Source organism: Streptomyces sp. MZ04, from assembly GCF_004684775.1.
Lineage (GTDB): Bacteria > Actinomycetota > Actinomycetes > Streptomycetales > Streptomycetaceae > Streptomyces.
Window position 1 is genome coordinate 1 of sequence record NZ_SRIC01000398.1, and the last position, 6,026, is coordinate 6,026.

Annotated in this window: 3 protein-coding genes; 1 reads left to right on the forward strand and 2 read right to left on the reverse strand. The window is 72.9% G+C overall.

Annotation, left to right across the window (positions count from 1 at the left end; translation table 11 throughout):
* Window positions 1-168: 168 nt before the first annotated feature.
* The gene (gene glyA / locus E2651_RS40300) at window positions 169-1,473 is read right to left on the reverse strand and encodes a serine hydroxymethyltransferase (RefSeq protein ID WP_135336241.1); all 1,305 of its coding nucleotides are present in this window, start codon (window positions 1,471-1,473) and stop codon (window positions 169-171) included.
* Window positions 1,474-1,752: 279 nt separating this feature from the next.
* Here glyA and rocD point away from each other — a divergent pair, with 279 nt between their 5' ends.
* Entirely contained in the window at window positions 1,753-2,955 is a 1,203-nt protein-coding gene (gene rocD / locus E2651_RS40305; protein WP_135336242.1) for an ornithine--oxo-acid transaminase, read from the forward strand.
* 61 nt (window positions 2,956-3,016) lie between these two features.
* On the opposite strand, the gene E2651_RS46255 is transcribed toward rocD, so the two are convergent.
* On the reverse strand, window positions 3,017-5,941 hold the full coding sequence (locus E2651_RS46255) for an AAA family ATPase (protein ID WP_348541700.1): 2,925 nt from the start codon (window positions 5,939-5,941) through the stop codon (window positions 3,017-3,019).
* Window positions 5,942-6,026: the final 85 nt, after the last annotated feature.

A 6,026-nucleotide genomic window follows, 5' to 3' on the forward strand; every position in this document is an offset into this window, starting at 1 on the left:
GACTGGTGGTGGGCGATACCGGGCGCCGCGTTGGGGGCGGCGGGTGCGCTGCTGCTGCGGGGGCCGCTCGCCGAGCGCCGGACGCTGCTCGCGTCCCTGCGGCGGCGCCCCCATGAGGAGGGGCCGCGCCAGGAGTTGCGGGACGTGTGAGCGGCGCGGCCCCGGCGGTCAGTGGGTCGGCAGGCCCGGGGCCGGATGGGCGGCCATCAGGTCGGCGACCTCGGAGCGGATCTTCGTCAGGGCATCCTCGTCTCCGGCGCGGGCGGCGGCGACACCGCGGTCGATCCATTCGGCGACGGTCGGCATGTGCTGGGTGCCGAGACCGCGGGAGGTGAGCGAGGGGGTGCCGATGCGGACGCCGGACGGGTCGAACGGCTTCCTCGGGTCGTACGGCACGGTGTTGTAGTTGACGACGATCCCGGCCCGGTCCAGGGCCTTGGCGGCGACCTTGCCCGGGACGTCCTTGGGGGTGAGGTCCATCAGGATCAGGTGGTTGTCGGTGCCGCCGGAGACCAGGTCGAAGCCGCGGGCGAGCAGCGCTTCGGCGAGGGCCCTGGCGTTGGCGACGACCGCGTGAGCGTAGTCGCGGAAGGAGGGTTGGGATGCCTCGTGGAGGGCGACCGCGATGGCCGCGGTGGTCTGGTTGTGCGGGCCGCCCTGGAGGCCCGGGAAGACCGCCTTGTCGATGGCCTTGGCGTGCTCCTCGCGGGACATCAGCATCGCGCCGCGCGGGCCGCGCAGGGTCTTGTGGGTGGTCGTGGAGATCACGTCGGCGTGCGGCACCGGTGAGGGGTGGGCGCCGCCGGCGATCAGACCGGCGATGTGCGCGATGTCGGCGACCAGGACGGAGCCGGCCTCGCGGGCGATCTCGGCGAACGCGGCGAAGTCGATGGTGCGAGGAAGGGCGGTGCCGCCGCAGAAGATCAGCTTGGGGCGTTCCTTGAGGGCGAGGTCGCGTACTTCGTCGAAGTCGATGAGGCCGGTGTCGTGGCGGACGCCGTACTGCACACCGCGGAACCACTTGCCGGTGGCGGAGACGCCCCAGCCGTGGGTGAGGTGGCCGCCCATGGGCAGGGCCATACCCATCACGGTGTCGCCGGGCTCGGCGAAGGCCAGGTAGACGGCGAGGTTGGCCGGGGAGCCGGAGTAGGGCTGGACGTTGGCGTGCTCGACGCCGAAGACGGACTTGGCGCGGTCGACGGCCAGGCGCTCGACGGGGTCGATGTTCTGCTGGCCCTCGTAGTAGCGGCGGCCCGGGTAGCCCTCGCTGTACTTGTTCTGCAGGACGGTGCCGGAGGCTTCGAGGACTGCGGTGGAGACGTAGTTCTCGCTGGGGATCAGGCGCAGGGTGTCGGCCTGGAGCTGTTCCTCGGCGCCTACGAGGGCGGCCAGTTCGGGGTCCTGCGCGGCGAGCGCGGGGTGGCTGAGGGTGTTCGGCGAAGAAGGCGACGAAGAAGGAGAGGGGTGGGTCATGGCGTCCTCCGGGGCGAGCGGTGAGTGTCCGGTCGTGGTCCGGGGGGCCGATGGGGCATCCCCTGCTCGAGCGGAGCCGAGAGCTTGGGGAAGGTCGGCACCTCGAAGGTTCTGCCTCGCACGGCTTCCTCGGGGTCGGTTCCCCGTGCGCCAGTCGCCGTGCTGTCGGGGCCAGCCTAGCTGGCGCGCCGGGACGGCAGGTTTCTTCGTCCACGATCCGAGCGACGATAGAAATTGGGCGCCACACCCGCCCCATGCCGCAGGACGATCGGAGACCCCGTGTCGACTACCGAAGAGTTCATCACCTCGGCCGAAGCGCACAGCGCGCACAACTACCACCCGCTGCCCGTCGTGGTCGCGTCGGCGGAGGGTGCGTGGATGACGGACATCGAGGGGCGCCGCTTCCTCGACATGCTCGCCGGCTATTCGGCGCTCAACTTCGGGCACGGCAACCGCCGCCTGATCGACGCCGCCAAGGCACAGCTGGAGCGGGTGACGCTCACCTCGCGGGCCTTCCACCACGACCGGTTCGCCGACTTCTGTACGCGGCTCGCGGAGCTGTGCGGCAAGGAGATGGTGCTGCCGATGAACACGGGGGCGGAGGCGGTGGAGACCGCCGTGAAGACCGCCAGAAAGTGGGGGTACCAGGTCAAGGGGGTGCCCGACGGGCGGGCGAAGATCGTCGTGGCGCGCGACAACTTCCATGGGCGGACCACGACCATCGTCAGCTTCTCGACGGACCAGGAGGCGCGTGCGGACTACGGCCCGTACACACCCGGGTTCGAGATCGTTCCGTACGGCGATCTGACGGCGATGCGGGCCGCGATGACGGAGAACACGGTGGCGGTGCTGCTCGAGCCGATCCAGGGCGAGGCCGGGGTGCTGGTGCCGCCGGCCGGATATCTCGCGGGCGTGCGGGAGCTGACGCGCGAGCGGAACGTGCTCTTCATGGCGGACGAGATCCAGTCGGGGCTCGGCAGGACGGGCAGGACGTTCGCGTGCGAGCACGAGGGCGTGGTGCCGGACGTGTACATCCTGGGCAAGGCGCTCGGCGGAGGTGTCGTGCCGGTGTCCGCGGTGGTGGCGGACGCTGATGTGCTCGGCGTGTTCAAGCCGGGTGAGCACGGTTCGACGTTCGGCGGGAATCCGCTGGCCTGCGCGGTGGCGCTGGAGGTCATCGCCATGCTGAGTACGGGCGAGTTCCAGCAGCGGGCCACCGAGTTGGGCGAGCATCTCCACTCCGAGCTGGGGCTGCTGGCCGGCACGGGCGCGGTGACGCAGGTGCGGGGCCGGGGGCTGTGGGCGGGCGTCGACATCGAAGCGTCGCACGGCACGGGCCGGGAGATCTCCCAGAAACTGATGGACCGGGGGGTGCTGGTCAAGGACACCCATGGGTCGACGATCAGGATCGCCCCGCCGCTGGTGATCAGTAAGGAGGACCTGGACTGGGGGCTTGATCAACTTCGGGCGGTGCTGAGCTAGTTCGGCGCGGTTCACCCCGGCGGGGCCACTCCCCCGCCGGGGAAGGGACCGGCTCCCGGGCTCACCGGTACTCCGGTGGGGACGCGTGGCCGGAGGCGAAGGCGGCGGCGAAGGCGGCGGCGTAGTCGTCCTCGCCCAGGGCTGTGCGGGAGCGGTGGGCGGCTCGTTCGGTGTCGGCGCGTTCGGCGGGTGGCAGGGGGCTGCCGACGGCCTCGCGCAGGGCGGCCGCGGCGCCGAGGAGTTCGGCGGTTCGGGTGTGGTCGCCCGCGAGGGAGCGGGCGCCGGCCAGGCCCTCCAGGGCGAGGGCGACCGCGCGGTCGTCGCCCGTGGCGCGGGCCAAGGTGAGGCCTTCGCGGTGGAGTTCCTCCGCGCGTTGCGCGTTGCCGCGCTGTTCGGCGACGTAGCCGAGCTGGGCCAGGATCAGGGCGGCGCCGGAGTCGACGCCCAGGCGACGGTTCCAGGCGAGCCACGGCAGGAGATGCTTCTCGGCCGTGTCGAGGTCGCCGCGGCGGCGGGCGCCGATGGCCAGGCCCGTCTCCGCGAACTGCTGCGCGGGGCGGTGCGAGTGCTGCTCGGCTAGGCGGGAGGCGCGTGCGTGGAACTCCGTGGCGGCGGCGTCGTCACCGGTGAGCAGGGCGATGCGGCCGAGGCGTGAGAGGCGGAAGGAGACGTCGGTCCACAGGCGCAGTTCCTCCGCGTCACGCATGCCGTCGCGGTGGAGCCGGGTGGCGGCTTCGTAATCGGCGGCGATCTCGGCCAGGACGCCGAGTTGCTCGGAGGCCTGCAACTGGCCCCAGCGGTCGCCGAGTTCGGCGAACCGGGCGGCGCTGTCCTCGGCGTCGCGGCGCAGGGCCGGGAGGTCGCCGCGGTAGAGGGCAAGCGTGGCACGGACGCTGAGGGCCGCGGCAACGCCCCAGCGGTCGTCCGCCGCGCGGAACTCCTCCAGGATCCCGTCGAGCCTGGCGTCCTCGTGCGGCGTACGGAATCCACAGCGGGCGTAGGCGAGCAGCCAGCGGGACCGGGTGTCGGCACCGTCGGCTCCCTCGCCGGCGGCGACGTCGCGGGGCGCGTCGCCGGTCAGCAGGGCGAAGGCGGCGCGGGCGGTACGGGCGGAGGCGGTACGGGCGGTACGGGCGGAGGCGGCGGCGTCACCGTTCGGATGCGGGTCCAGGGCGGCCGGATGCGGGTCCAGGGCGGCCGGATGCGGGTCCAGGGCGGCCGGACGCAGGTCCAGGACGGCCGGACGCAGGTCCAGGACGGCCGGACGCAGGTCCAGGGCGGCCGGACGCAGGTCCAGGGCGGCCGGATGCGGGTCCAGGGCGGCCGGATGCGGGTCCAGGGCGGCCCCGAGGGACCGCTCGGCTTCACCTAGGCGACCGCGGAGGAACCAGTACCAGGTCAGGGAGTTGGCGAGGCGAAGGGAGAGGGGGGTTGCGTTGGTGCCGGGTTCGGGGCGGTGCGGGGCGTGGCGGACGGAGGGCTCGATGAGCGCGCCTCCGTTGGGCGCGCCTCCGTTGGGCGCACCACCGTTGGGCGCACCACCGTTGGGCGCACTGCCGTTGGGCGCACTGCCGCTGGCCGCACTGGTGGCGCCGACCGGATCGCCGCTGAGCACGGCGCCGCTGAGCGCACCGCCACGTACCGCGGCCTCGCTGTGCGCGTCGTCGTACCCCGCCGGACCGGTGAGGGACGTCCCGCCCGTAGCCGCGGAGTTCGAGGCTGTCGCCCCGCCCGGGGTGAGGGAGGCGTCGTTCGTCGCTGCCCATTCCAGGGCGGCGCGGAGGTTGACCGTTTCGGTGTCCAGGCGGTGCAGCCAGTGGTGTTGGGCGGGGCCGAGGAGTTGGGAGGCGGCCTGTTCGGCGAGGTGGGTGTAGTGGTGGGCGTGGCGGCGGCGTGCGTCGTTCGTCTCGCCCGCATCGTCGAGGCGTTCGAGGCTGTAGGCGGTGACGGATTCGAGCATGCGGTAGCGGATGCCGGGGTGGGCGCCGTCGGTGCCGGGTGCCGTCGTGAGGAGGGAGCGGTCGACGAGGCGGGTGACGAGGTCGAGTATGTCCAGGGCCTCGGTCGTGTCGCCGGGGCCCGGTGCCGCACCGGGGTTTCGCGGGGCGCCGCCGCGCACCACGGCCTCGGCGGATTCGAGGGTGAAACCGCCGCTGAAGACCGACAGTTGCCGCAGCACGATCTGCTCGTCCGGGGTCAGCAGTTCCCAGCTCCAGTCGATCATGGCGCGCAGGGTGCGCTGGCGGGCGGGAGCGTCGCGCCGCGCCTGGTTCAGGAGCCGGAACCGGTCATGCAGCCGCTCGGCCAGCGCGTGCACGCCGAGGGCGCGTACGCGGGTTGCCGCCAGTTCGATGGCGAGCGGGATGCCGTCGAGGCGGCGGCAGATGAGGGCGGCGTCGGCGGAGTTCTCCGCGGACAGCACGAAGCCCGGGGCGGTGGCCGCGGCCCGCGCCGCGAACAGCTCCAGGGCCTCGTCCTCGCCGAGGGGCGCCACGGCTTCCAGGGTCTCCCCGGAGAGGGCGAGGGGTTCCTGGCTGGTGGCGAGGACACACAGACCGGGGGCGTGCCGCAGCAATTGATCGAGGAGAGCGGCGACTTCGTCGAGGACGTGCTCGCAGTTGTCGAGCACGAGAAGAAGCCGCCGTGGAGCGAGCGCCCTGGCAAGCACCATCGCGAGGGGGTCCGGGGCCGGGTTCCCCGCTCCCGAAGCACCGCCCGCGCTCCCCGGCTCCTCGTCCCGGATGACCGAAGCGTCGTCGCGGACACCCAGCGCGGCGGCCACCGTCTCGGCCACGCCGTTCCTCGTACCGGCCAGTTCCGCCAGCCAGACGCCCTCGGCGAAGTCGTCCGCGAGGCCCGCCGCCGCCTCCAGCGCGAGACGGGTCTTGCCCACACCGCCGGGGCCCGTGAGGGTGACCAGGCGGTTCACGCCCAGCAGTTGGCGCACCCGGGCCACCGCCTTCTCCCGGCCGATCAATGCCGTCACGGGCGCTGGGAGATTCGTGAGGGGGTGCGCAGAAGGAGAAGGAGAAGGAGAAGGGGAAGGGGGAGGGGGAGGAGCGGTGGACAGG